24 protein-coding genes are annotated in these 25,065 nt (G+C 65.2%); 16 read left to right on the top strand and 8 right to left on the bottom strand.

The features are described 5' to 3' along the window. The 5 genes from LGN17_RS08585 (at window position 1) to LGN17_RS08565 (ending at window position 5,896) form a co-directional block, all read left to right on the top strand. Window positions 1-2,553 (top strand): M35 family metallopeptidase, encoded by a 2,553-nt coding sequence (locus LGN17_RS08585; RefSeq protein ID WP_226195903.1) that lies wholly within the window; start codon window positions 1-3, stop codon window positions 2,551-2,553. After that, complete coding sequence (locus LGN17_RS08580) at window positions 2,543-3,514, top strand: hypothetical protein (RefSeq protein WP_226195902.1); 972 nt, start codon at window positions 2,543-2,545, stop codon at window positions 3,512-3,514. Before LGN17_RS08585 ends, LGN17_RS08580 begins: the two co-directional genes overlap by 11 nt. Before the next feature lie 78 nt (window positions 3,515-3,592). Next, window positions 3,593-4,561, top strand: a complete 969-nt coding sequence (locus LGN17_RS08575; protein ID WP_226195901.1) for a hypothetical protein — start codon at window positions 3,593-3,595, stop codon at window positions 4,559-4,561. Next, window positions 4,558-5,610, top strand: a complete 1,053-nt coding sequence (locus tag LGN17_RS08570; RefSeq protein WP_226195900.1) for a hypothetical protein — start codon at window positions 4,558-4,560, stop codon at window positions 5,608-5,610. Before LGN17_RS08575 ends, LGN17_RS08570 begins: the two co-directional genes overlap by 4 nt. A 31-nt stretch (window positions 5,611-5,641) precedes the next feature. Continuing rightward, window positions 5,642-5,896, top strand: coding sequence for a PAAR domain-containing protein (locus LGN17_RS08565; protein ID WP_080334425.1), 255 nt, complete (start codon window positions 5,642-5,644; stop codon window positions 5,894-5,896). A 401-nt stretch (window positions 5,897-6,297) separates the two neighbouring features. Here the strand turns inward: LGN17_RS08565 and LGN17_RS08560 are convergent, their stop codons facing one another. Next, window positions 6,298-6,666: an antibiotic biosynthesis monooxygenase family protein gene (locus LGN17_RS08560; RefSeq protein ID WP_226195899.1), complete on the bottom strand. Its 369-nt coding sequence runs from the start codon at window positions 6,664-6,666 to the stop codon at window positions 6,298-6,300. A gap of 40 nt (window positions 6,667-6,706) precedes the next feature. Further along, window positions 6,707-7,153, bottom strand: coding sequence for a MarR family winged helix-turn-helix transcriptional regulator (locus LGN17_RS08555; RefSeq protein WP_226195898.1), 447 nt, complete (start codon window positions 7,151-7,153; stop codon window positions 6,707-6,709). A 65-nt stretch (window positions 7,154-7,218) separates the two neighbouring features. On the opposite strand from LGN17_RS08555, the gene LGN17_RS08550 reads away from it, so the two are divergent. Then, window positions 7,219-7,836 (top strand): hypothetical protein, encoded by a 618-nt coding sequence (locus LGN17_RS08550; protein ID WP_226195897.1) that lies wholly within the window; start codon window positions 7,219-7,221, stop codon window positions 7,834-7,836. A gap of 145 nt (window positions 7,837-7,981) precedes the next feature. Here the strand turns inward: LGN17_RS08550 and LGN17_RS08545 are convergent, their stop codons facing one another. Both LGN17_RS08545 and LGN17_RS08540 read right to left on the bottom strand, forming a co-directional pair. Continuing rightward, window positions 7,982-9,349 carry an ATP-binding protein gene (locus tag LGN17_RS08545; RefSeq protein WP_264165878.1) on the bottom strand — a complete coding sequence of 456 codons (1,368 nt, stop codon included), beginning with the start codon at window positions 9,347-9,349 and terminating at the stop codon, window positions 7,982-7,984. Window positions 9,350-9,354: 5 nt separating this feature from the next. Then, window positions 9,355-10,017 carry a response regulator gene (locus LGN17_RS08540; protein ID WP_175953255.1) on the bottom strand — a complete coding sequence of 221 codons (663 nt, stop codon included), beginning with the start codon at window positions 10,015-10,017 and terminating at the stop codon, window positions 9,355-9,357. A 232-nt stretch (window positions 10,018-10,249) separates the two neighbouring features. Between LGN17_RS08540 and LGN17_RS08535 the strand changes: the two genes are divergently transcribed. The 7 genes from LGN17_RS08535 (at window position 10,250) to LGN17_RS08505 (ending at window position 16,760) form a co-directional block, all read left to right on the top strand. After that, on the top strand, window positions 10,250-10,603 hold the full coding sequence (locus tag LGN17_RS08535; protein WP_226195895.1) for a YgiW/YdeI family stress tolerance OB fold protein: 354 nt from the start codon (window positions 10,250-10,252) through the stop codon (window positions 10,601-10,603). A gap of 55 nt (window positions 10,604-10,658) precedes the next feature. Continuing rightward, window positions 10,659-11,519 carry a MurR/RpiR family transcriptional regulator gene (locus LGN17_RS08530; protein ID WP_226195894.1) on the top strand — a complete coding sequence of 287 codons (861 nt, stop codon included), beginning with the start codon at window positions 10,659-10,661 and terminating at the stop codon, window positions 11,517-11,519. Between the two features lie 55 nt (window positions 11,520-11,574). Next, entirely contained in the window at window positions 11,575-12,000 is a 426-nt protein-coding gene (locus tag LGN17_RS08525; protein ID WP_226195893.1) for a GNAT family N-acetyltransferase, read from the top strand. Between the two features lie 191 nt (window positions 12,001-12,191). Then, window positions 12,192-13,859, top strand: a complete 1,668-nt coding sequence (locus LGN17_RS08520) for an ankyrin repeat domain-containing protein (RefSeq protein ID WP_226195892.1) — start codon at window positions 12,192-12,194, stop codon at window positions 13,857-13,859. Between the two features lie 157 nt (window positions 13,860-14,016). Beyond that, entirely contained in the window at window positions 14,017-14,877 is an 861-nt protein-coding gene (locus LGN17_RS08515; RefSeq protein ID WP_226195891.1) for an isocitrate lyase/PEP mutase family protein, read from the top strand. Window positions 14,878-15,216: 339 nt separating this feature from the next. Continuing rightward, window positions 15,217-15,483 carry a YodC family protein gene (locus LGN17_RS08510; RefSeq protein ID WP_226195890.1) on the top strand — a complete coding sequence of 89 codons (267 nt, stop codon included), beginning with the start codon at window positions 15,217-15,219 and terminating at the stop codon, window positions 15,481-15,483. A gap of 101 nt (window positions 15,484-15,584) precedes the next feature. Beyond that, on the top strand, window positions 15,585-16,760 hold the full coding sequence (locus LGN17_RS08505; RefSeq protein WP_226195889.1) for a cytochrome P450: 1,176 nt from the start codon (window positions 15,585-15,587) through the stop codon (window positions 16,758-16,760). A 15-nt stretch (window positions 16,761-16,775) separates the two neighbouring features. On the opposite strand, the gene LGN17_RS08500 is transcribed toward LGN17_RS08505, so the two are convergent. Then, a complete protein-coding gene (locus LGN17_RS08500) occupies window positions 16,776-17,102 on the bottom strand; it encodes a superinfection immunity protein (protein WP_226195888.1) in 327 nt (108 codons plus the stop codon). 101 nt (window positions 17,103-17,203) lie between these two features. Then, entirely contained in the window at window positions 17,204-17,623 is a 420-nt protein-coding gene (locus LGN17_RS08495) for a rhodanese-like domain-containing protein (protein ID WP_226195887.1), read from the bottom strand. Window positions 17,624-17,734: 111 nt separating this feature from the next. Between LGN17_RS08495 and ftrA the strand changes: the two genes are divergently transcribed. Together ftrA and LGN17_RS08485 are read left to right on the top strand one after the other, a co-directional pair. Further along, a complete protein-coding gene (ftrA, locus tag LGN17_RS08490) occupies window positions 17,735-18,709 on the top strand; it encodes a transcriptional regulator FtrA (protein WP_226195886.1) in 975 nt (324 codons plus the stop codon). A gap of 140 nt (window positions 18,710-18,849) precedes the next feature. Further along, window positions 18,850-19,584, top strand: coding sequence for a hypothetical protein (locus LGN17_RS08485; RefSeq protein ID WP_226195885.1), 735 nt, complete (start codon window positions 18,850-18,852; stop codon window positions 19,582-19,584). A gap of 76 nt (window positions 19,585-19,660) precedes the next feature. Here LGN17_RS08485 and LGN17_RS08480 read toward each other — a convergent pair whose 3' ends face one another. Next, on the bottom strand, window positions 19,661-22,000 hold the full coding sequence (locus LGN17_RS08480) for an Orn/Lys/Arg decarboxylase N-terminal domain-containing protein (RefSeq protein WP_226195884.1): 2,340 nt from the start codon (window positions 21,998-22,000) through the stop codon (window positions 19,661-19,663). Window positions 22,001-22,003: 3 nt separating this feature from the next. Continuing rightward, the gene (gene adiC / locus LGN17_RS08475) at window positions 22,004-23,536 is read right to left on the bottom strand and encodes an arginine/agmatine antiporter (RefSeq protein WP_226195883.1); all 1,533 of its coding nucleotides are present in this window, start codon (window positions 23,534-23,536) and stop codon (window positions 22,004-22,006) included. Window positions 23,537-23,967: 431 nt separating this feature from the next. On the opposite strand from adiC, the gene LGN17_RS08470 reads away from it, so the two are divergent. Next, the gene (locus LGN17_RS08470; protein WP_226195882.1) at window positions 23,968-25,038 is read left to right on the top strand and encodes an NAD(P)H-dependent flavin oxidoreductase; all 1,071 of its coding nucleotides are present in this window, start codon (window positions 23,968-23,970) and stop codon (window positions 25,036-25,038) included. Window positions 25,039-25,065 lie beyond the last annotated feature (27 nt).

The raw sequence follows: 25,065 nt of genomic DNA, 5'->3' as shown, positions 1-25,065 counted from the left end.
GTGATTGTGACTTTCCCATTTGAAGACGATCCCTATTACAGCGCCCCGCAGCCAGCGTCTTACCCGCGATCAGCCAGTGCCGCGCTGAGTACGCCAGCACTTGCCCGCAAATATATTGATCTCGCGAAGCACGTCGCGGGAGGGGTATTCCCGGTAGGGCGCAACCGCTTCTGGCACGGCGGCGTACACTTGAGCGGAAAAAAGCCGGTGCGCGCGGTCGCAGACGGCACCATCGTCGCATTCCGACTGGATCGGGACTATATCGACAGCGAACTTGACCGGCAGATCAAAGCGGCCGCACCCGTGAAGGCGTCAGCGTCGAAAGCCAAGCCGCAGCCGTCACCGCCCCGGCAGTTCAGTAGCAGCTTTGTACTGATACGGCACGAGTGCGAGGTCAATAGAGGGGGCGGTGAAATGCAGCCCGTGGAGGGCGTTTCGCAGGGTGTCAGCGCGAGCATCCCCAGATACATCGGGGCGCACTTCTACTCGCTCTACGCGAATCTGCTGCCGCAGAAGCAGTTGCAGAACAAGGCAGTCCTGCCGCCGTTTCTCACGACCACCAATACAATTGTTCCGGTTGCCGCGTTGCGCGGCGACGAAGTAACGGTAAGCGCGGTGATTGATGATGCGCACCACATGGTCAAGATCAGGATTACTGACATCAATACCCGCAACAGTGGCGAGGGATGGGTCGAGCGCATGTATCTGGACGTGGAGCCAGGCGCTCCACTGAGGCCCGAGCAGAAAATCCGGCTGGGCTACCCCATTTCGTTCATGTATTGCTGCCATCCGACGGAAAAGCGGTGGATGCCGTTGGACTGCACCTTCTCATTGGAGTATCCGGTCAGGGCCGGACAGGTGATTGGTTACGCCGGGATAACGGACGGCGATCTTGGCCCGGTGGCGGACAGCTTCCACTTCGAGATTTTTACGGGTGAGAATAAGTTGGTGAGGCAGATGAAGCCGCTTGTTCCGCTGAACATTATCAACCCAAGTTCGTCGTACCAGGAATATGCGGATGGACAGAAAAGCGATGGTATGGGGAAGGTGTGGCTAACGAGAAATGCCAATCTCGCACGATTTCAAAGCCTGGTTAAACCGGGTAGGTTGGCTGCTTCAAATATGCAACAGTTTCCTTCAGGTTCGTGTTTTTTGGGAGCGATACCCTGCGGGGTGGATGGAACGGTGCCAACTCAAGTTGAGGAATTGATATGTTTCAAACTCTTTGGCATGGATGGAAGCACCTACTACGCGTACGCCGATCAAGTGAGCGCAGCAGCCGATGGGCGGGAATTTGTCCGCGACGCGTGGGTGACGTTGACTACTGACAGTGACTGGGTAGCGCGGGGATGGCAGACCTATGAGGATAGCGAACTGAATACGACAGACGATGGATTCGTTGAGGACGACGATGCGGTCATGCAGAAAATCCTGTCCGCCGCACACAAGTCTTCTGCGAGCCTGAGTCTCGATGATCTTCATGCCGATGGCGTTGACGCGATCTTGCGCACCGCCGCTGTCCGGTTCCACACTGAATGGGACAGCAGTAACAACAGCAAGCGATACGACAAACTTCAGCAAGGTGGCCATCCGCCGCTTCCGCAATTATCCGACAGCCAGTTCAAGGCGTTCTTGCAGGATATTCAGCGTCAGCAGTTCTGGAGCGACGCGAAGGTACAGCAGGACGGTGTGAACAATGCCATGAAGCCGCTATCCACGCCGATGGATACGAAGAACTGGCATTTCCACCCTGTGGGCTTTCTGGCCCAGATGCGGGAATGCCTCGCAACGGACGCAACGCTGTCCGAGGAGGCGTTCGAACTGGAAATCCGGCAGAGCTGGATAACCTGCCTGAAGCTGATCGAGAAGCGCCTCGAACAACTCGAACCCTGGGCGGACGCCAATGCCGCCATGCCTGATGCGCCCTCGGCGCGGGCGCCAGTCGTCAGGGAATATGCGACTCTGCAAACGATTCACAATGTTGCCCATCACGATCTCTGGTCAAACTTCGAATACTGGTTTGGCGTAACGCCCAATGACATCGCTGCCCCGGAGACGTTGCACGGCCAGCTTGCGGCCGCGCCTGCCGGGCATCACGTCCATAACTACCTGAAAGGCATGCGGGAGTTCTTCCGCCATATATCCATGCAACGGGTGGTCAAGGGCGCACTGGGTTTTGAGGCAGGTGCCTATGTGCAGCCGGGGGTGTATCCGGCCAAGGCGCTCAAGCCTGCCCAATCAGGCTTCCGGATGGAATACGTCAATATCGCTTGCCAGTATGGTCCATTCTTTCGAAGCTTTAATAACAGGGATCCGGTCGATCAGAACCGTATGGAAATCCAGTTGCACGAGGTGGCGCATTTGCAGAATACCGCTCATGCAAAGGACCAGAAGGTCGATGTTAACGGGGCACATGACCCTGACGGATACAACGGAAAGACTGCCTATGGGGCACGCGCGGCACGGGTGCTCGCCGAGTTCACGCCCAACAGGGCGTTAGCTAATGCCGAAAGTATTGCATTTTTTATCGAGAGTGCGAAGGATGAAGCCTGACCGTCTGACAATGAACGGCGTTCGCGCCATTATTTCGATTGGAGGGATGGTGGCGCTGCTCGGCTGCTCGTCCCTTGCGGAACAGCAAGCGGCGCCGCCTTCGAACCAAACTACGAAAAGTTCTATGACCGACAAGCAAAGTGGAAACCAGACGGGTGTCGTGCCGAATGAGCGGGTAACCTGGGTCAAGAGTCCGCTGATTACGCAGATTAGTTTTCATGACGCCATCGTACGTGCCAGCAGCATCAAGATACGGTACGGATTTTCATGCATCAATCCAAGTGAGAAAGATGCTAAATGGACTGACATGCCGACACCGGATGATCCTGTCATTCGGTTGTATTCAGAAGGCAAGCGCATTAATCCCGAGCCCCTGCGTAAGGATGACGGCATTATAGCTCTCAAGGCTCCCCCCAGAGATGACGAGATAAAGGCGAACGCTAGCGTAGTAAAAGCAAAAAGCAAATGGACTTCAGATGGGCCGGGTGAATTTGTAATCGCGAATAGCCAGTTCCTCACCGGCACGCACGTCTACGAGATGGTCTACTGGCATACGCAACTCGACTGGATAGACGTGCGCGAGGTTCTGGACCGTACCGATACGGGCAAAGGCAGGATGATGTATCCGATCACGGATAACGCGCCGTCGAACCGCCTCTATTTCAGGGTCTACAAGCCGACCGATGAAGAAGCGCGTGAGGGGCGGCACATTGAATTCCTTGGCGAAGTGGATGCCAGTACGCAGGTCCCCGCGCTGCCGTACGCCCGTCCGGGCGACTACGCGCCAAAGACCGGCTATTGGGCTGCGACGGGCAAGAGCATCGAACGGCTCGGAGGCTATTACGAAGTGTTCGTCAAGGAAGGAGATTCACTGCCGAACCTGCCGGGGGACCGGGGCGTGGACCCCTTCAGCTTCCAGTGGAAGTACGTGGGCGAACAGAGTGCCGCCGCTGGAAAGTAACGGGTACTCGCCGAGTTCACGCCCAACAGGGCGTTAGCTAATGCCGAAAGTATTGCATTTTTATCGAGAGCGCGAAGGATGAAGCCTGACCGTCTGACAATGAACGGCGTTCGCGCCATTATTTCGATTGGAGGGATGATCGCACTGGTCGGCTGCTCGTCCCTTGCGGAACAGCAAGCGGCGCCGCCTTCGAACCAAACTACGAAAATTTCTATGACCGACAAGCAAAGTGGAAACCAGACGGGCGTCGTGCCGAATGAGCGGGTAACCTGGGTCAAGAATCCGCTGATCACACAGATCAGGTTCCATGACGCAATCGTACGTGACGACAGCATTAAAATGCGGTACTACCTTTCCTATATCAATCCAAGTAAACAGGACGTTAAGTGGACCGGTAAACCGACACCTGATGGTCCTGCAATGCGGCTGTATTCGGGGGGCAATGAGATCAAGCCTGCCCCACCTAAGCATCGTGGCATTGAGCCTTATGTCGCGGCTCCCCGGGATGAGGAAATAAAACTGTACGCCAACAAGGTTAAGGCTGAAAGCAAATGGACTTCAGATGGACCCGGTCAATTTGTGATTATGAACAGCCAGTTCCTTCCTGGCACGCACGTCTACGAGATGGTCTACTGGCATACGCAACTCGACTGGATTGACGTGCGCGAGGTTCTGGACCGTACCGATACGAGCAAGGGCAGGATGATGTACCCGATCACGGATAACGCGCCGTCGAACCGCCTCTATTTCAGGGTCTACAAGCCGACCGATGAAGAAGCGCGTGAGGGGCGGCACATTGAATTCCTTGGCGAAGTGGATGCCAGTACGCAGGTCCCCGCGCTGCCGTACGCCCGTCCGGGCGACTACGCGCCAAAGACCGGCTATTGGGCCGCGACGGGCAAGAGCATCGGAAGGCTCGGCGGCTATCACGAAGTGTTCGTCAAGGAAGGAGATTCACTGCCGAACCTGCCAGGGGACCGGGGCGTGGACCCCTTCAGCTTCCAGTGGAAGTACGTGGGCGACCACAGTCAGGCTAGCGGGCAATGACAGCAGATTACTTCCAGGATGTATTCATGCCCAATCGTGAACCGGTGTATACCAAAGAAATCGCATTTCTATTAAGAGCGCGAAAGATGAGACATCACCATCGGACGATGCGCGGTACCGGAGTGGTTGTTCTGACAGCGGGGCTTGTAGCGGCGTCGGCCTGCTTTGCCTCGCCAGTATCGCAAGCCTTTCCGTTACCGACCAGTCCCTTGACTGACAAGCAAAGTGCCAACCAGACCGACGTCGTCCCGGATGAGCGCGTTGGCTGGGTCAAGAATCCGCTGATTACGCAGATCAGGTTTCATGACGGAAAGCTTGGCAGCAACTACGTCGAAATCCATTATTACCTGTCTTACATCAATTCGAGCGACAGGGACTTTAAATGGACTGATGGGCCAGCACCGAATGTTCCCCGAATACAATTGTATTCAGAAGGCAAGCGCATCGATCCCGCGCCACCACCCAAGGATGACGGCATTATGGCTATCAGGCCGGCCCCTAGGGATGAAGAGAGAGAGGCGAATCCTCGTGTCCTAAAAGCAAAAAGCCAATGGATTTCAGATATACCTAGTGAGTTTGTGATCGTGAACACCCAGTTCCTTCCAGGCAATCACGTTTATGAAATCGTCTACTGGCATCCGAAGCACGACTGGGCTGAGATCCGCAAGGCTCAGGAACGTCCGGATTCGCAGGGCAGGGGCAGGATGAGGTACTCGATCACGGATAACGCACCGTCGAACCGCCTCTATTTCAGGGTCTATAAGCCGACCGATGAAGAAGCGCGTGAAGGGCGGCACATTGAATTCCTTGGCGAAGTGGATGCCCGTACGCAGGTTCCCGCGCTGCCGTACGCCCGTCCGGGCGACTACGCGACAAAGACCGGCTATTGGGCCGCGACGGGCAAGAGCATCGAAAGGCTCGGCGGCTATCACGAAGTGTTCGCCAAGGAAGGGGATTCACTGCCGAACCTGCCGGGGGACCGGGGCGTGGACCCCTTCAGCTTCCAGTGGAAGTACGTGGGCGAACAGAGTGCCGCCGTCGGAAAGTAACGGCTGATCAATATCACCATCGGAGATTTTCATGCGACCCGTTGTGCTTGTCGGCCATCGCCATGTCTGTCCATTGCACGGACCTGGGACTGTTATCAGCGGCACGGACGGCGTGACAGTCGGGGGGAGAAAAGCGGCCTGTGTCGGTGACTCTACGAGTTGCGGTGCTGTCATCGTCACCGGGGGCGTAACCACGTTTGGTGGCCGGGCGGTCGCCCGCGAGGGTGACACCACCAGCCACGGCGGCACGCTGGTCGAGGGCGATAACGGCTGGTTGCTTGATTGAGCGGAACAGGGAAAGCACGCCATGATTCAACTTCCAGGCAGACATGCACCGGGCGACGCATCGGCGTCCGCCGAATCACCGCAGCTTGTCGCTGTTCGCATGCCTCTCAATAGTAGACAGAGCGGGGGGCTACCGTTTGTGTGGCGGCAGGCAAAGTTCTTCACGCTTTCGCGTCTTACTTTGACGCGATGATCAGAGCAACGCACTTGGCTACGCCGAACAGCCGCATCGGTGTTTGGGGATAGGGCATTTGCCGCCGGGGACGATCCAGCCATCCAACCGGGATGGGTACAACGTGCTTCTGCAAACGGGTCGGGCCGCCCGCCAGGAACGATTGATTACTGGACCGGACAACCAGCCGTCAGGACGTTTTCTTAAGCTTTGCCGGGCAGGTCATGCCCTCACGCAGTGCAGATACCGGCCACACCGACTTTCTGGAACAGGTGAGGGCTCGCGACGGCGGACGACGGATAGGCCGACAGCTTGGCGACGAACGCCGGATGCGTGAAGGCCGCGCGAAACGCTTCGGTCGATTCCCAGATCGCGTAGTTCAGGTAGGTCGGACTGTCGCCGAGCGCGCGATGCAACTGGGTCGAGATGAATCCCGGCTGCCGCTTCATGAATTCGGCGTCGTCCTTCCACACGGCGAGAAAGTCGGCTTCGTCGGCGGCGGCCAACGTGAACACGTTGACGAGGACGATCGGCTTCGCGTCGATGGCGATCTGTTGCTGGATCGGAAACGCCGGATCCAGCGGCTTGAAATGAGGCATGGGAATTCCTTCGGATGAGGGGGACGGGGCGATTGAGCGCTCACGTCGGTGTAGCGGCGCCATGCGCGCTGGACATCGCTGACAGCACGCGGATCGCCGCATCCAGATCGGCCGAACTGAAGTCGCCGGCGATGTCGTGGACATGCTGTTGCCATTGCTCGACCACGGCCTGATAGGCCGCCTCGCCGCGAGGCGTCAGCGCGTACAGGGGCGAGCGCTTGTGCGCCGGGTTGGGCAGCGACTGAACCAGCCCTTCGTCGGTCAGCACGTTGATCTGTTTCAGCACCGCCTGCCGCGTGATGCCCATCGCGTCGGCGATCTGCGGGATGTTCGGGGCTTCCGGCGCCAGCGAGATGGCGCCCAGCACCTGCCAGCGCGCGCTGGTCAGGCCGTGCGGCCCGGCAAAGGTGTTGCCCCATTCGATCAGCAGGCCGTTCAAGCGGAATACGGACAGCGCGACGGCGGTCAACTTCGCGGATTTCGTCATGTTCGATACGCGGGATGAATTGACAACTACTTTACGTATTGGACAACTGGTTGTCAATTAGGCGAATGCATCTTCCTGAACGAGAGCGGTTCGGTAAACTGGCGACGCGATCCGGCACCGGTAACATTTGCCGCGCCGGATGGCGGGCCGACAATAAAGAACCTGGAGAGAAATCAGTGAGAACGATCCGGAAAGCGATCGCCGTACCGTTGGTGGCGCTGGCATGCGGCACGAGTGCGCATGCCTGTACGCCGCCCTACCATCACACCGAGTATTTCGGCGAAAGCACCTACCTGAGTGACGAAGTTCGCGACAAGGTGCTCGACGACATCCGTGCCAATCACTACACCGTCATCGAACCGCAAATCGGCTTGCTGTTCTATGCGATCGTCAGGAAGGGCGACGGGATCTATCTGGGCACTGACCGGATCGCGACGGGGAACGATTCGTTCTGGTACCTCGGGAATGGCTATTACCAGTTGAACGGCCAGATCTATTTCCTGGGTGAACATGTCGGTGCGTATCCGCTCAACGGAACCGTGGTCGTGCACACCGAGGATCGGACCCGGCAAAGGCCGGATGACTATCCCAAGGGCCGGCTGTTTTGCGTCGTGACGCGTCACGCCAGCATCCTCGAAACCTCGACCGGCCTGCGGATCGAGCGAATCGTCAACGACAGCTGAGCGGGATGCGTGGTTGACCCGGGCTGGCGCATTTGCCGCGCACGCCTGGCAAACCCTTTCCGATCAATGGCTTGGTGCTGTTAATGGACGGTTGTCCACAAGCTTGCCAACACAATCTGTGGACAAGCCGCGCGATGTGCGCGGGTCAGGCCGGCAGCGGAAAGCGCACCGTGACGGTCAGCCCGTGCCCGCCGCGCGTGGTGCCGAGCGCAACCGTTGCGCGATGCTGTTCGGCGATCCGCTTGACGATCGACAGCCCGAGCCCGCTGCCCGACGACGTGACGGCCTGCGCGCCCGCGCCGCGATAGAAGCGCTCCCACACGTCGGTGCGTTCGGCCTCCGGAATCCCCGGGCCGTCGTCGGCGACTTCGAGCACGGGCGTCGCGCCGTCGATGCGTGCAGACACATCGACACGCGCGCCGTCGCCCGCATAGCGGATCGCGTTGTCGACGAGGTTGTTCAGCAGTACGCGCAGCGTGTCCGCATTGCCCGACGTCATCACGGGCGTCGACACGATCGCGCCGAGATCGATCCGGTGTGCGTCGGCGACGCGCGTGCGATCCGAAACCACCGACCGGCACAGCGCGGCGAGATCGACGGGGGCCGACACGGCGGCGGCCGCCTGCGCATCGGGTTCGAGGCGCGCGAGCGTCAGCAACTGCTCGGCGAGGTGGCCGAGGCGCGTCGTGCCTGCATGGATCTGCGCGAGGATGTGCTCGCGTTCTTCGGCGGTCGCCGCGCGCCGCAGCAATTGCGACTGGATCGACAGGCCCATGATCGGCGTGCGCAACTCGTGTGCGGCATCGGCGATGAAGTGACGCTGCAGCGTGAACGAGCGGTCGAGGCGCGCGAGCAGGTCGTTGATCGCTTCGGCGAGCGGCCGGACTTCGTTCGGCATCGAGCCGACGTCGACCGGTTCCAGATTGTTCGCATTCCTGCGCTTGAGGCCGGATGCAATCGTACGCAGCGGCCGCAACCCGGCGCCGATGCCGAACCACAGGCCGATCGCGAGCAGCGGCAGCATCGAGAACACCGGCCACAGCAGGTGCACGGCGATGCCCGCGATCGCTTCCCATCGTGCATGGCGTGCCTGCGCGAGCCGGATCGTCGTGCCGCCGCGCTGGGTCACATAGGTGCGCCATGGCTGGCCGGCAACGTCGACACTTGCGATGCCCTTCTGCTCGGGCGGCGGCAGTTTCGAATCGCGGTCGGTCGAATACACGAGCGTGCCGTTGCGCCAGACCTGCAGCAGCACGGCGTCGGGGTCGCTCGCTTCGAAACCGTGCTTGCCGTTGGCGTGGTTGCTGAACGACAGCTCGCCGTTCGGACCGACGACGATCTGCTTCGACATGCTGCGCATCTGGTCGTCGAGCAGGTCGTCGAGCTCGCGCAGCGCGCCCCAGTAGGTGCCCGCGCTCGCGACGAGGCCGATCACGCACGCGGCCGGCAGCAACCACGTCAGCAGGCGCCGCCGCAGCGATGCGTTGCGCCAGCGCGCGATCGCGCGTTGCATGCGCGTCACGGGCCGTCACCGATCCGGTAGCCGACGCCGCGCACCGTGCGGATCGTGTCGTGGCCGAGTTTCTTGCGCAGGTTGTGGATGTGCACTTGTACGGCGTTGCTCTCGATTTCCTCGCCCCAGCTGTACAGCCGCTCCTCGAACTGCTCGCGCGAAATCACCGCGCCCGGGTCGCGCATCAGCTCGTGCAGCAGCACGAACTCCTTCGGCGACAGCGGCACTTCGTCGTCGTTGAGCCAGACGAGGTGCTTGACGGGATCGAGCCGCAGCGGGCCGATCGCGAGCGTCGTCTGCGCGCGGCCCGCATGGCGGCGGTTCACGGCGCGGATACGGGCGAGCAGTTCGTCGAGTTCGAACGGCTTGACGAGATAGTCGTCCGCACCGCTGTCGAGGCCTGCGATGCGCTCGGGCACGCCGTCGCGCGCGGTGATGATGATCGCGGGGAGGTTTTCGTCGCGGCGGCGCAGCGCGGCGAGCACCGACAGGCCGTCGCGGTTCGGCAGCCCGAGATCGAGCAGCAGCAGGCCGTAGCCGGTCGCGCGCAGCGCGAGCGACGCCGCGTCGCCGTCTTTCACCCAGTCGACCGCGAAGCCTTCCTGTTTGAGGCCCTGTTCGAGCCCGCTGCCGATCAGCGGATCGTCCTCGACGAGCAATACGCGCATGAATTGGTGTCTCTTCAATGGGGCGCCGTGGCACCCGGGGTTCCCATGATAAGCGCCGGTGTCTTAGGCGCACGTTAAATGCGGGCGGCGCGCGGCGGGCGTTGGCGGGCGTCCGATGCGGCACCGTGTCGCTTCGGTGCGGCCTTCAGGTTTGCTTAATCTTACGGTCCGTAATCTGGGGCCGTCGCGTTCAACGGGGCGCGGCGCCACATCGAAGAAGAGGACCACGATCATGAAACACCTGGCCAGAATCCTGACGGTTGCGCTCGCCACGCTGCCCGCCGCCGTCTACGCGCAATACACGGGGCCGTCCGCGCTGACCCCGACGACCGTGAAGGAACTGCTCGCGAACGGCAAGGACGACCAGCACGTGCAGTTGCAGGGCCGCATCGTCAAGCATGTCGGCGGCGAGGATTACGAATTCGCCGATGCGACCGGCACGATCCGCGTCGAGATCGACCACAAGCTGTGGGCGGCCGGCCAGCCCGTCAGTGACAAGAACGAAGTGAAGGTGACCGGCGAATTCGAGCGCAAATGGTCGGGTAGCGTGAAGGTCGACGCCGATCACGTCGAAGTGCTGCGCTGACCGGTGCGCGCGGGGCCGGTGATACCATGGACGACCGGTTCCCGTTCCCACCAAGATGGCCGCCAATTTCGACGAACTCGCGTCCCGGATCCGGGCGCAATTTTCCGAGCTGAGCCCGCAATTCCAGGCGGGCGCTGCCTTCCTGCTCGATCATCCCGACGAAGTCGCCACCTCGTCGATGCGCAAGGTCGCTCAGCGCGCGCAGGTGCAGCCCGCATCGCTCGTGCGGCTCGCGCAGCAATTCGGCTTCCCCGGCTGGAACGAGTTGCGCGACCTGTGCGTCGCACGCGTGCGCACGCGCCCCGAGCCGCTCACGCAGCGGGCGCGCTCGCTCGTGCGGCCCGACGCGAAGGCGTCGCTCGCGCACGACCTGCTCGCCGCGCAACAACACAACCTGTCGGCCACCGCCGCGCAGAACGAGCACACGCTCGCCGATGCCGCGAAACTGATCCGCAAGGCGTCGCATGTGCATGTCGCGGGGTTTCGCTCGTGCTATCCGGTCGCGTTCGGCTTCGTGTACGGCTATCGGCTGTTCCGTCCGACCGTGTCGCTGCTCAACGGCGTCGCCGGGTCGCTCGAAATGGAGCTGCGGACGATCGCGAAGCAGAGCGTGACCGTCGTCGTCAGCTTTGCACCGTATTCGGCGGAAGCGACGCGCGTCGCACAGGCCGCGAAGGCGCAGGGCAGCCGGATCGTCGCGATTACCGACAGTGCGGTGTCGCCGATCGCGCTGCACGCGGATGCGCAACTGATCTTCACGCACGACAGCCCGTCGTTCTTTCCGTCACTGGTGGCCGCGCACGCGATCGCCGAAACGCTGGTCGCGCAGTTGCTGGCGCTCGAAGGCAGCGATGCGGTCGCCGCGCTCGAGCGCACGGAAGCGGAACTGCACGCGAAGGGTGCCTACGTCGTTTGACGCGGTACGCACGGCTTCAACCGTTTCTTGTTTTCGATTCAGGCGGACTCAACCGATGACGTTCACATACGAGGTGACGGACGCGGGCGACGCGAACGTGCGCAAGCAGATCGTCGCGCCGCTCGTCCGGTTCAACGAAAGCCAGGCTGGCCCGAATGATGCCCGTCCGCTGGCCGTGGTCGTGACCGATGGCGACGGCGCGGTGGTCGGTGGCCTGTGGGGCAGCACGGCGTACGGCTGGCTGCATGTCGACCTGCTCGTGGTGCCCGAGGCCGCGCGCGGCCAGGGTGCGGGCACGCGCATCATGGATCTGGCCGAGGCGGAAGCCGCCGCGCGCGGCTGCCACAGCGCGTGGCTCGACACCTTCGACTTCCAGGCGCGGCCGTTCTACGAGAAGCGCGGCTATGTCCGCTTCGGCGAATTGCCGGATTATCCGGTCGGACACGCGCGCATTTTCCTGACGAAGAAGCTCGCGGGCTGAGCCTCGCCGCCGCATGGCGCGGCACGGTTGACGAGGTCGCCGGCGCTCGCCTACGATACCGGGCAGCGATGCAGGTCGCTTCCGGGTCCGCGGAAAGGGTTGAACCCACCTGTCGCAGCAAATTCACTTTCTCCCTGTCCTTTGTGCTGGCGGTATTGCGGACCTTCGGCCACGACTGCACGAGGATTCGCATGAAAAAGCTGCCGCCCAAGGCCAATCCCGATCATCTGAAAAAGCAGGCCAAGGCATTGTTGCGCCTGTACCGGCAAGGCGACGCCGATGCCGTCGCGCGCTTTGTCCGGTTTCTCCCTGCCGCCGCGAACCGCACGCACGATGAAGCGCGCGCGCTCGGGCTTCGCCTGCATGACGCGCAATCCTGCATTGCGCGCGAGTACGGCTTTGCCTCATGGGCCGATCTCGGCGCATTCGTCGAAACGCATGCGCTGGCGGGGCAACCGCGGTCGCAGCTGATCCGGCGCTGGCTCGACCTGGCGTACGGCGGCGACGTGACCGGCGGCTTCGACGCACCCCGGCCGCGCGTCGCCGCACAATTGCTGCTCGACCATCCCGATCTCGTTGCGGGCGATCCGACCGTCGCATGCGCGGCCGGCGACCTCGACGCGGTGAAGGCGGCACTGGCCGCCGATCCCGGCTGGATCGCGCGCGCCGGCGGCGTGCTGAAGCTGCCGCCGCTGGTCGCCGTCACGCATTCGCGGCTCGGGCAGCTTCCCGGGTTTGCCGCCAGGCTGCGCGCCTGCGCGCGTCTTCTGCTCGATGCCGGCGCCGATCCGAACCAGCGGATCGGCAACCGCTTTCCGCCGGCTTCGCTCGCCGAGCCCGACGAAGCGGGCCCGTTGTCGGCCCTGTACGGCGCAGCGGGCGTCAATCGCGATCCGGTTCTCACCGCCATGCTGCTGGAAGCCGGCGCCGATCCGAACGACGGCGAATCGCTGTATCACTCGGTGGAGAACCCGACCTGTACGCGCCTGCTGCTCGAACACGGCGCGCGGGTGGGCGGGACGAATGCGTTGCGGCGTGCGTTCGACATGCGTGACGCAGAGGCGCTCGAACTGCTGCTCGCGCATGGCGGCGACCCGAACGAGCCGCCCGGAGCGGGGCTGGCGCAAACCTGGGGCGCGCCGTTGTTGCGGGCGATCGGCGTGCGCTGCTCGGCGCGCCACATCGCCGCACTGCTGGCGGCCGGCGCCGATCCGGGCGCGCGGACGCCGGCAGGCGTCAGTGCGTACCGGCTGGCGATGCAGACCGGGCTGCCCGACGTCGCGGCGTTGTTGCGCGCGGCCGGCGCGGAAGAGGCGCTCGATGCGCAGGACGCATTCGTGGCGGCCTGCGCGCGCGCCGACGCCGACGATGCGCGGCGCATCCAGGCGCGCCATCCCGACCTGCCCGGTGCGCTGTCGGGCGAGCGGCTGCGGTTGCTGCCGGACGCCGCCGCGTGGGGTTCGCGCGACGCCGTGAAGGTCATGGTCGAACTGGGCTGGCCGATCGCCGCGCGGGGCGGCGACTGGGATGCGAGCGCGCTGAATCACGCGGTGTTCCGCGGCGATGCGGACTTGCTCGCGTTCCTGCTCGCGCACGGCGCGAGCTGGCGCGACGTGCACGGGTTCGGGAGCGACGCGCTCGGCACGTTGTCGTGGGCATCCGTCAACGAACCGGAGCATGTCGGTGTGTCCGACTGGGAGGCTTGCGCGCGAGTGCTGCTCGCGCACGGCGTGCCGCATGCCACGCGGGATCCGTCGAATCCGGACGGCGTGCTGATCGACGGTCGCGCGATGCGCTTCTCGGAGGCCGTGACCGACGTGTTGCTCGGCATCGACGACGGGCCGACCGCATCGATCTGAATGACCGTGGGCCGGCGACGGGTACGCGGCGGCCCGCTCGTCGGCGGCTGCCGGCGTGCCGGGTGTTTCAGTCGCACGACGACATTTCGGCGAACGCTGAAACGTCGCGTGCACGAGCGGCGTAAGCTCGGTCGTCAACTTCCCTCCGGAGTCCGCGATGACCCTTTCCGACCTGCAAGCCCGCCAAGCCGAAGCCTTCCGCGCACTGCATGCGCGCCCCGGCGCCTTCATCATCCCGAACCCGTGGGACGCCGGCACCGCGCGCCTGCTCGCGATGGCCGGCTTCGAGGCGCTCGCGACCACGAGTGCCGGCTACGCGTTTTCGAAGGGGCAGCCCGACAATGCGATCGACCGCGACGCGATGCTCGATCACATCGTCGAGATCGTCGCCGCGGGCGGCCTGCCCGTGAGCGCCGATCTGGAGAACGGCTTCGGCGACGCGCCCGGCACGGTGGCCGAAACGATCCGGCTCGCGGCCGAGGCCGGCGCGGTCGGCGGCTCGATCGAGGACGCGACGGGCCGCGCCGACGCGCCGATCTACGCGCGCGAAGCGGCGATCGAGCGTATCGCGGCCGCCGTCGACGCGGCGCGCGCGCTGCCGTTCCCATTCACGCTGACCGCGCGCTGCGAAAACTACCTGCATGGCCGCCACGACCTCGCCGACACGATCGCGCGGCTCGTTGCCTATCGCGACGCGGGCGCCGACGTGCTGTACGCGCCGGGTATCACCGATGCGGACGAAATCGCGGCGGTAACGCAGGCGGTCGGCGCGCCCGTGAACGTCGTGATGGGGCTGCAGGGCGGCTTGCTGAGCCTCGACGCGCTGGCGGCGCTCGGCGTGAAGCGCGTGAGCGTCGGCGGCGCGCTGGCGCGGGCCGCGCTCGGCGCATTCCTGCGCGCGGCGAAGGAGATGGCGCAGTACGGCACGTTTACGTTTGCGCAAGCTGCCGTACCGGGGCGCGATATCAACCGCTGGTTTGCATCACCCGATAATTCACCGGTTTTGTTCGGAGAATAAGTGTAAATAAACCGTGGGATCGTTTCCAGCCGAAACTTTCAATTGACTATAATCAACCGATTTCGCGTCAAGATTAAACATCGGTGACGGCGTAAAATACATCGTCTATTCTCCGCATTCATCCCGTTCGACCTTCGCCGGCGCGCAAGCCGCGCCGGATCGGGCGATCGGGCGCCCGCCGTGCGGGTCGATGCCGCGCATTGTTGCATTTCCCCGTTCAGGATGTTTTTTGAACGCGGGAGTTGCAGGCCGGTTTTTTGATTGATAATCTGCGGCACGTTCGAATGAACGATTGGTAAGCCGCCGGTAATATCGATATATAAGAATGTTGAGAGAGCGATGACGAACCGAGAAAATCAACGCGTCAGGTTTCGTGTCGGCGATGTCGTGACGCTGAAGACGGGCGGGCCGCGCATGACCATCACCTATGCCGGGCCGGTCGTATTCGACGACGGCGACTGGCTGATCTGCCAGTGGTTCGACGAAAACGGCGAATTCCGGCAGGAAATGTTCCCTCACGACACGGTGGTGCCCGAGCCGCGCGCGATTTCGGCCGGGCGCGTACGCATGCGCATGCAGTCGCATCGCTGCCGCTCGGCTGCCTGACAATCACCTGTTGTCGCGATGCAGCCGCGCCCGGTACCCGCGCCGCGACATTTCACGTCGGCCCGAAACATGCGGCGGTGCGCGGCGCCGATACTGTTCGCATGAACCCGACCGATCCTATCGCAGCGGTCACGCACCGCGATCCCTATCCCTACTATGCGGCGCTCGTCGACGGGCCGCCGCTCGCGTTCGACGCCACGCTCGGCCTGTGGGTCGCGAGCCGCGCGGCCGCCGTGACGGCCGTGCTGGGCCATCCGGCCTGCCGTGTTCGCCCGCTGGACGCACCCGTGCCGCCCGCGTTGCGCGGCACGACGGCCGGCGCGCTGTTCGGCGAGCTGGTGCGCATGAACGACGGCGCGTTGCGGCACGACGTGCCGAAGCAGGCGCTGCGCACGGCGTTCGCGCCGATCGACACGGTTGCATTGGGCGGCCGTGCCACGCGGATTGCCGCGCGGCGCTTGCCGGCGCCGGGCGATGCCGGCGCACTGAACGCGTGGTGCATGACGGTGCCCGTCTGCGCGGTCGCCGATCTGCTCGGCTTCGACGAGACGCAGCTCGACGATATCGCGGCGCAGGTCGTCGACTTCGTCGCCGCGCTTTCGCCGTTGTCGGATGCCCGGGCACTGGCTCGTGCGAGCGCCGCCGCGCGGCAGCTGCTCGACCGGATGACGGAGCGCGTCGCGCACACGCATGCCCATGACGGCACGCTCGTGGCCGCGGTGCAGCAGGCGGCCCGTGCGTCAGGCTGGCAGGCAAGTGGCGCGCTGGTCGCGAATCTGGTCGGCCTGCTGTCGCAGACCTGCGAGGCGACCGCCGCGTGGCTCGGCAATACGCTGGTGGCGTGGAACGGGGAAGCGGGAGCGAGCGCGGCGCGCGGCGTTCCGGACGATGCCGCGCTCGACGCATTCGTTGCCGAAGTCGGGCGCTTCGATTCGCCGGTGCAGAACACGCGCCGCTTCGTCGCATCGCGCACGACGATCGAAGGCGTGACCGTCGAAGCCGGTGACGCGATTCTCGTCGTGCTTGCCGCGGCGAATCGCGACCCGGCCGTGCATCGCGATCCGCACCGGTTCGTGCCTGACCGCGCGGCCGGGCCGAATTTCGGCTTCGGCACGGGGCCGCATGGTTGCCCGGGCGAGCGGATCGCGCGGGCGGTGACGGCGGGGGCGTTCGGGGCGTGGCTGCGTACGGGCGGCGGAGCGCCGCACGACGGGCTGGCGTGGCATTACCGTGCGTCGACCAACGTCAGGATGCCGAAGTTCGACGCGGCGCGGTGAAGGGGAAAGAGGGACTTAACGGCAGCCTTGCTTCTCCGCCCATCGTTCCTGGGCGGCGACGCGGCGTTGCACGCGTTCGACGAGACCGGTCGAGAAGGTTCGCATGCTGATACCGCGGCGCTTCGCGAGGATCGTCTGCGCGACATCGGTGCGCGGGTTCGGCTGGCAGGCCCAGTACAGCGTCATCAGCCAGCCGATGCCGGTCCAACCGAACAGCGCGTTGAACATCGCGACCGTCAGCTTGTCGTGCCGGCCACGCCGGTCGGCAATGACCGCCGGCAGGAAATAGATCGCGATCGCGGCGACCGAACCGGCCACTTGAATCAGGACTGCGTTCTGCATGTTGCTGCTCCATCCGAACTGCAATGGGACTGATTGTCGCGCTTTTTCCGTCTGCGTGCAGGCCGTGCCCAGGCAATTGATTGTTGCGCTTTTAATGACGATCAGCCGGCTTCGGCGTCGGCCGGCTGCACTTCGTTGCTCAGCGCGAAACCTTCGTCGAGCCAGCCCGTCACGCCGCCGATCATCAGCTTGACCGGCCGGCCGAGGCGCGCGAGCCGGATCGCCGCGCGCGCGGCGCCGTTGCAGTGCGGGCCCGCGCAATAGACGACGAACAGCGTGCCGGCCGGATAGCCGGCGAGCTTGCTCTCGATGATCTTGCGGCGCGGCAGGTTGCGCGCGCCGGGTACGTGGCCGGCGGCGAACTGGTCGGGGCCGCGTACGTCGAGCAGCACGAAATCGGGCGTACCCGACGCGAGCGCGTCGTGCACGTCCCAGCAATCGGTCTCGAAGCGCAGCGATGCCTCGAAATGCGCGAGGGCGGCGGGGCTGTCGGCGGCGGGTACGTCGGTAACGTAGGACATGGGAAAGTTCTCCTGAAGGTTGCACAAAACGCGGTGGAATGAGGGGCAGTATCGCGGTTCCGCACGTTTCGCGGCAGTGGCGCGATCGACAAGTTCCGGTAACATCACGCCATGCACAATCATCTCGTCGTCGCGCTCGCCTACGATCGCCTCTGCACGTTCGAATTCGGCTGCGTGGTCGAACTGTTCGCCCTCGAACGCCCCGAGCTCGGGGTCGACTGGTATCGCTTCGCGGTCTGCGCGAGCGAGCCGGGGCCCGTGCGCGCGGCGGGCGGTATCACGGTCGCCGCGCCGTATCGGCTCGCGACGCTCGATCGCGCCGATACCATCGTGATTCCCGGCTGGCGCGATCCGGACGAACCGCCGCCGGAACCGCTGCTGAAGAAACTGCGGGCCGCGCATCGCCGCGGCGCGCGGCTCTGCTCGATCTGCTCGGGCGTGTTCGTGCTGGCCGCGGCCGGCGTGCTCGACGGCCTCACGGTGACGACCCACTGGCGTTATGCGGAGAAACTGCAGGCGCGCTATCCGGCGCTGCGCGTGAATCCCGATGCGCTGTACGTCGACGAAGGGCAGGTGATCACATCGGCCGGATCGGCGGCGGGGCTCGACATGCTGCTGCATCTCGTGCGCCGCGATCACGGCGGCGCGATCGCGAACCGGGTCGCGCAGCGCCTCGTGCTGCCGCCGCATCGGGACGGCGGCCAGGCGCAGTTCGTGCCGCGCCCGGTCGCGCCGGGCGGCACCGACCGGCTCGCGAAGCTGATCGACTGGATGCGCGCGCACGCGGCCGAGCCGCACACGCTCGCGTCGCTTGCCGCGCAGGCCGCGATGAGCACGCGCACGCTGCAGCGTCAGTTCGCGGACGCGACGGGAATGTCGCCGCTCGCATGGCTGATCCGCGAACGCGTGAACGTCGCGAAGGACATGCTCGAAGCCCATCCCGGGTTGTCGCTCGCGCAGGTTGCGGCGCGAGCGGGGTTCGGTTCCGAGGAATCGCTGCGCCGGCATTTCCGGCGCGTCGCGGCGACGAGCCCGGCCGCGTACCGGCGCGGGATGAGTCGCGGCGAAGGCACGCGGGACGCTTGAGCGCGGTACCGGTTCCTGTCGACGCTTTCCTCGGGTGACACCGCGGTGGCGTAAGATCGCGCATCACTGAGAGAAGCCGGTCGCGTGGTCGCCGGCTTGCGCCGTTCACGCGGCACGACGAAAACGACAAGGACACCATCATGGGCCTGCTGGGAAAGCTGTTCGGAAAGAAACCGTGCGCTGAGGCGTCGCCGCCCGCGCCGTCGACGCAAGACGCTGGCGAACCGGGCGAACCGGGCGCGTCGCGCGAGCCCGACATCGCCCCCGAACTCGCCCCCGCGCTGGCCGCGTTCCAGGCGGGTCGGCCCAAGGACGCGATCGCGGGCGCCATGCCGCACGTGGAGCGGCTGGCCGATGCGGCGCGCTTGTGCGCGCTCGCGTACTCGGAGATGAAGCGCTACCCGGAAGCCTTCCCGTACTGGCTCAAGCTGTTCGAGCAGGAGCCGAGCGCGCACAACGCGCTGCAGCTCGCGACGACGTCGGTGATGTGCGGCGAAGTGGAGCGCGGCGAAGCGTGGCTGCTGAAGGCCGCCCAGGTCAATCACGACACGCGCGAGCAGTCCGACGTCGCCGCGTGCGTGAATTTCATTTCCGCATTGATGCAGAGCGGCCACCTGCGCGAGGCGCTGCCGCATCTCGCATGGATGCGCGACGTCTATGCGCAGGTGCGCATCACCGATTCGACCTTCCTCTCCATGCGCGGCATTCCGTTCTTCTCGTCGTTCCTGGAGAAGAGCCTCGAGATCCTGAAGGCCACGCAGCCGGCCGACGCGATCGCGTCGTGGTACGGCGAACTCGATGGCAAGCTCGACGAAGAGGGGGCGGCGCAGCTCGCCGAGTGGGTCGGCCAACTGAAGGGGCAGCCGGCGGCCTGAACGTCCGGCGCCGGCTGCGAGCGACGACGCCCGCCGCCGGGCGGCGGCGCGGCGTCGCCGTGCACGCTCGGTGCACTCAGCGCGTGCGGGTATCGCGCGGCTTCTGCTTGATGCACGCGATCCGGTACACGCCATCCTCGACTTCGACACCGTGCGTGTCGTGCGTGAAGCCCGGGAAGCGCAGGTCGTACTGCTCGAGCGCCTTCAGGTAGCCGAGCAGCGGGCCGTCGGCCGGCCCCGCGTTCTCGCCGGGCATCAGTAGCGGAATGCCGGGCGGATAAGGCACGACGCCCGTCGCGACGGTGCGGCCTTCCATCTCCGAGAGCTCCAGCATCTCGATGTCGTTGTGCACCAGGTGCTCGAACGCCTCGGCCGGGCTGTAATCGGGCTTCGGCAGCGTGGAGAAGCCGCGCGACATCATCTCGGTCGTCTTCAGGTCGCTCATCGCGCTGAACATCAGGTCGCACAGGTCGCGCAGGCCGAGCTTGCCGTAGCGTTGCGGATAGCGCGCGACGAGTTCGGGCAATGCCTGTTCGAGCGGCGCGTTCGCATCGTAGTCGCGCTTGAAGTCGAGCAGCGTGTTGACGAGCGTGCCCCACTTGCCCTTCGTCACGCCGAGCGAGAACAGGAACAGGATCGTGAAGTCGGTCGTCTTCTCGACGACGATCCCGTGCCGGTCGAGATACGCGGTGACGACCGATGCCGGAATGCCGACCGGCATCAGCCCGCCGTGCGATGCGACGCCCGGCGTGACGATCGACACCTTGATCGGGTCGAGCATGCAGTAGTCGTCCTCGATATCGCCGAAGCCGTGCCACGTGTCGCCCGGATGCAGCACCCAGCACGACGGGTCGGTGGCGAGCAGCGTCTCGTCCGCTTCGTGAAAGCGCACGCGCCGGCCCGTCTTGCGATCGACGACGCTATCGGGCTGCCAGCCATTGAAGAACCAGTCGTTGTTCTCCGCACATTCCGCATGCAGGCGCGCCAGCATCTGGCGGAACGCGACGGCCTCGCGGATCGCGTCGGTCGTCAGCGCCTCGCCGCCGGGGCCGTCCATCATCGCGGCGCTCACGTCGTTCGACGCGATGATCGCGTAGTTCGGCGACGTCGACGCATGCATCATGTACGCCTCGTTGAAGCGTGCGTGCTCGATCGGGTTGCGGCCGTCGCGGACATGAATGAACGATGCCTGCGACAGCGCGGCGAGCAGCTTGTGCGTCGATTGCGTCGCGAACACGGTCGGCTTGCTCGCGTCGTGTTGCGCGGGATCGCCGTGCATCGCGTGACGGTCGCGGTAGATCGGGTTGAAGCGCGCGTAGCCGTACCATGCCTCGTCGAAATGCAATCGATCGACGCTCTGGCCGAGCAGCTCCTCGACGCGCGCGACGTTGTAGCAGAGGCCGTCGTACGTCGAGTTCGTGATCAGCGCATGCACGGGCGTCGGGTCGATGCCGTCGCGGCCGCGCACGAGCGGGTTCGCGTCGATCGCGAGCCGCACGGCGGCGGCCGTCAGCCGCTCGGGCATGATCGGGCCGATGATCCCGTAGTGGTTGCGCGACGGAATCAGGTAGGTCGGAATCGCGCCCGACATCGTCATCGCGTGCTCGGCCGACTTGTGGCAGTTGCGGTCGCACAGCGCGACCTGGTTGCGCGTGACGCTCGCCATCAGGATCACGCGGTTCGACATCGACGAGCCGTTCGTCACGTGATACGTGCGATGCGCGCCGAACACGCGCGCCGCATAGCGTTCGCTGTCGCCGATCGGGCCCGAGTGATCGAGCAGCGAGCCGAGTTCGCCGACCGAGATCGACAGGTCGGAGCGGAACAGCGATTCGCCGAAGAATTCGAAGTACGCGCGGCCGACCGGCGATTTCAGGAACGCGGTGCCGCCGGTGTGGCCGGGCGTGTGCCACGAATATTCGTACACGCGCGAGAACTGCGCGAGCGCGCGGAACATCGGCGGCAGCACCGTCTCGCGGTAGCGCTCGATCGCGGCGACGATCCGGCCGCCGATGAACGCGGTGGTGTCCTCCAGCATCCAGATGAAGTCGTCGGCCTTGCGCATCGCGTCGACGGGAATCGCGGACGCGCTCGCGCGGCTCGCCAGCAGGAACACGGGCACGGTCGCGTTGCGCGCGCGCATCGCGTCGAGCACGGCCCGCGCGGGTGCGTGCCCGGCATCGTTGCCGAGTTCCCAGTTGAGCAGCAGGCACTGGATCGCCGGATCGGCGGCGACCACCGCGCACGCATCGTCGGCGGACGTCGCGATCACGACGTCGACGAGCCGCGTGCGCAGCTCCTCGGCAAGCGCCGTTGCGGCGCGCCCGGTGGCCGTGCGTTCATCGATGTCGTGCTGCACGAGCAGCGCCTTCATGCCGAGGCGGCGGAAGGCCGGTTGGGTCAAGGAAGCGGTCATGTGTCATTCCCCCGTTTGCTGGGTTGCCTGGACGCTCGCGGCAACGGCCGGCGAGCGCGCGTGAAGGGTGTCGGCCTGGTGACGGCCCACGGAGATCCAGAAGGTGGCGGCGAGCGCGGCGATGGTCACGCCGAGCGCGAGATAGCGGACCCAGCGCGGCGAGCGGCCGCCCGGATGGATATGGGTTTCCTCGATCTCGCGCTGGCGGTTGATCGACAGCTCGTAGAAGACGATCGTCGCGACGACGAAGATCAGCGACCAGCGCGTTTGCTGGCCGTCGGAGCCGACCATCGCCCACAGCGCGTAGATGGCGCCGATCAAGCCGACGATCGTGTAGAACGTGAACTGGTGCGACGGCATCTTGCCGTAGCCGAGCACCTTGATCGCGATGCACGAGTAGATGTACGGCAGCAGCGTCATGATCACGGCGATCGACGCGATCTTGCCGAACTGCTCGCTGGCGCTCGGCGACATCGTCGCGAGCACCTGCACCGACATGATCAGCGCGACGATGGCAAGGCCGGCCGACGGCACGTTCTTCGAGTTCACGCGGGCGAACACGCTGGCGAACAGGCCGTCGTCGGCGGCCGCCTTCGCGGTCTGGCCGACCAGCAGCGTCCAGCCCGCGAGCGAGCCGAGGCAGCCCAGTGCGGCGCACAGCGCGACCGCGTTCGCGGCGGTGTCGCCGAGCGCGAGCCGCGCGGCATCCGCGAACGGCGCGCTCGATGCGAGCAGCGCCTTGTTCGGGATCATCCCCATGATCACGGTCGAGCTGAGCACGTAGCAGACGGCCGCAAGCACGACGCCGCCGACGGTCGCGATCGGCACGTTGCGCGACGGGTTCTCGACGACGCCGGCCGATACCGATGCGCTCTCGACGCCGATGAACGCCCACAGCGTGAAGTTCAGCGTCGCGCCGATCGCGCTGAAGCTGTTGGTGCCGGACACGTTCCAGCCGGCGAAATACACATCCTTGCTGAACCAGAACCAGCCGAACACGGCCATCCCGAGGATCGGCACCAGCGCGAAGACCGTCGTGACCGACTGCACGCGGCCGACGACGTTCGGCCCGAGGATGTTCGCGTACGTGAACAGCCAGATCACGAAGATCTGCGCGAGCGCGAACACGAGCGGATCCTTCAGGACCGGGAAGAAATGCGTGAGGTAGCCGAGGCCGGCGACCGCGAGGCCGACGTTGCCGAGCACGTTCGCGAGCCAGTAGATCAGGTTGGTCTGGTAGCCCATGTACGGGCCGAACGACTTGCGCGCATACGCGTACGGGCCGCCGGCGGCCGGGTCGATCGCCGCGAGCTTCGCGAACACCAGCGCAAGCGACACGGCCCCGACGACGGTGATCAGCCAGCCGAAGATCGCGATGCCGCCGGTGGCGGCGAGGTTCGCGGGCAGCATGAAGACGCCGGAGCCCATCATGTTGCCAGCGACCATCAGCGTGGCGGGAATGACGCCGATTTTCGGCGCGGAAGTCGCTGCCGGCGTGGCGGCGGAGCGGGAGGAGGACGAGCTGGCATCGGACATGCGACGCTCCTTGACGAGACGTGTTGCGGTTGAGGTGGCGCGGCGGGGCGCCGGTCGGCGATTCCGGTGCGGATCGTCGATTTAATTAACGTGTTCATGTTATCGCCTGGATGGTTTCGAATAAGGGTAAACGCCGGTATTTAATAAATTGAAGATTGATGAATGTCATTGAAACCGGTAAATCGGCGTTTGAAGGCGGGGGGAGGTGGTCCGTGCGGCAACGCTGGAAGGCGTTTCTGTCGGTCTCGAATCCGGATGCCGGGATCACGGCGCCGACGCTGCCGTGAATAATCGTTTCTCCGAATCGATTGAATCGATTGGTGGTGTAAATGGCGCAGCAATGGGGTGCGGGTTTGTCGGTTAATATCGAGCGCAATGGATGCGCGCTGCCTGCGCGCGCACGCTTCGCTTCTTCCCCGAGGACGATTCCGATGACGACGCTGCCTTCCCGCTTGCCGCTGATCCAGGCCCCGATGGTCGGTTCGCTGAGCCCGCTCGCGATCGCGGTGTGCGAAGCCGGCGGGCTCGGCTCGCTCGCATGCGCGGCGCTCGGCCCGCAGCAACTGCGCGACGAGATCGCGGCGATTCGCGCGCGCACGCCCGCGCCGTTCAACGTGAACTTCTTCTGCCATGCGCCGCCGGCGCCCGATGCCGAGGTCGACGCACGCTGGCGCGCGGCGCTCGCCGGCTACTACGCGCAAGCCGGGCTCGATCCGGCCGACGTGAAGGGCGGCCCCGGCCGCGCGCCGTTCGACGACGCGATGTGCGCGGTCGTCGAGGAATTGCGGCCGGCCGTCGTCAGCTTCCATTTCGGGTTGCCGGACGACACGCTGCTCGAGCGCGTGCGGCGCACGGGCGCGCAGGTGGTGTCGTCCGCGACGACCGTCGAGGAAGCGCGCTGGCTGGATGCGCGCGGCGTCGACGCGATCGTTGCGCAGGGCGCGGAGGCCGGCGGCCATCGCGGGATGTTCCTGACCGACGACATCCACGCGCAGCCGGGCCTGTTCGCGTTGCTGCCGCAGATCGTCGACGCGGTGCGCGCCCCGGTGATCGCGGCCGGCGCGATCGCCGACGGGCGCGGCATCGCGGCAGCGTTCGCGCTCGGCGCGCGCGCCGTGCAGATCGGCACGGGCTACCTGCTGACGCCGCAAGCGGGCCGTTCGGCGCAACATCGCGCGGCGGTGCGCGCCGCGCGCGACGACGGCACGCGCATGACCAACCTGTACACGGGCCGCCCCGCGCGCGGGCTGCTGACGCGCTTCATGCGCGAGCAGGGGCCGATGAGCGCGCTCGCGCCGGCGTTTCCGCTCGCGACGGCCGCGGTCGATCCGCTGCGCGGCGCGTTCGAGCGGCAAGGCCGCGACGACTTCTCGCTGCTGTGGGCGGGCGAGGCCGCGGCGCTTGCACGTGAAGAGGATGCGGGCGAACTGACGCAGCGCCTGTGGCGCGACGCACTGGCGTGCGCGGCGGGGCTGCGCGACGCGTTCCCGCAGGCGGCCTGAACCACCGGGAAGGGGGCGCTGGCGCGG

The organism is Burkholderia sp. AU30280, from assembly GCF_020420125.1.
Taxonomy (GTDB): Bacteria; Pseudomonadota; Gammaproteobacteria; order Burkholderiales; family Burkholderiaceae; genus Burkholderia.
This window is presented reverse-complemented; position numbering and strand designations above follow the sequence as displayed.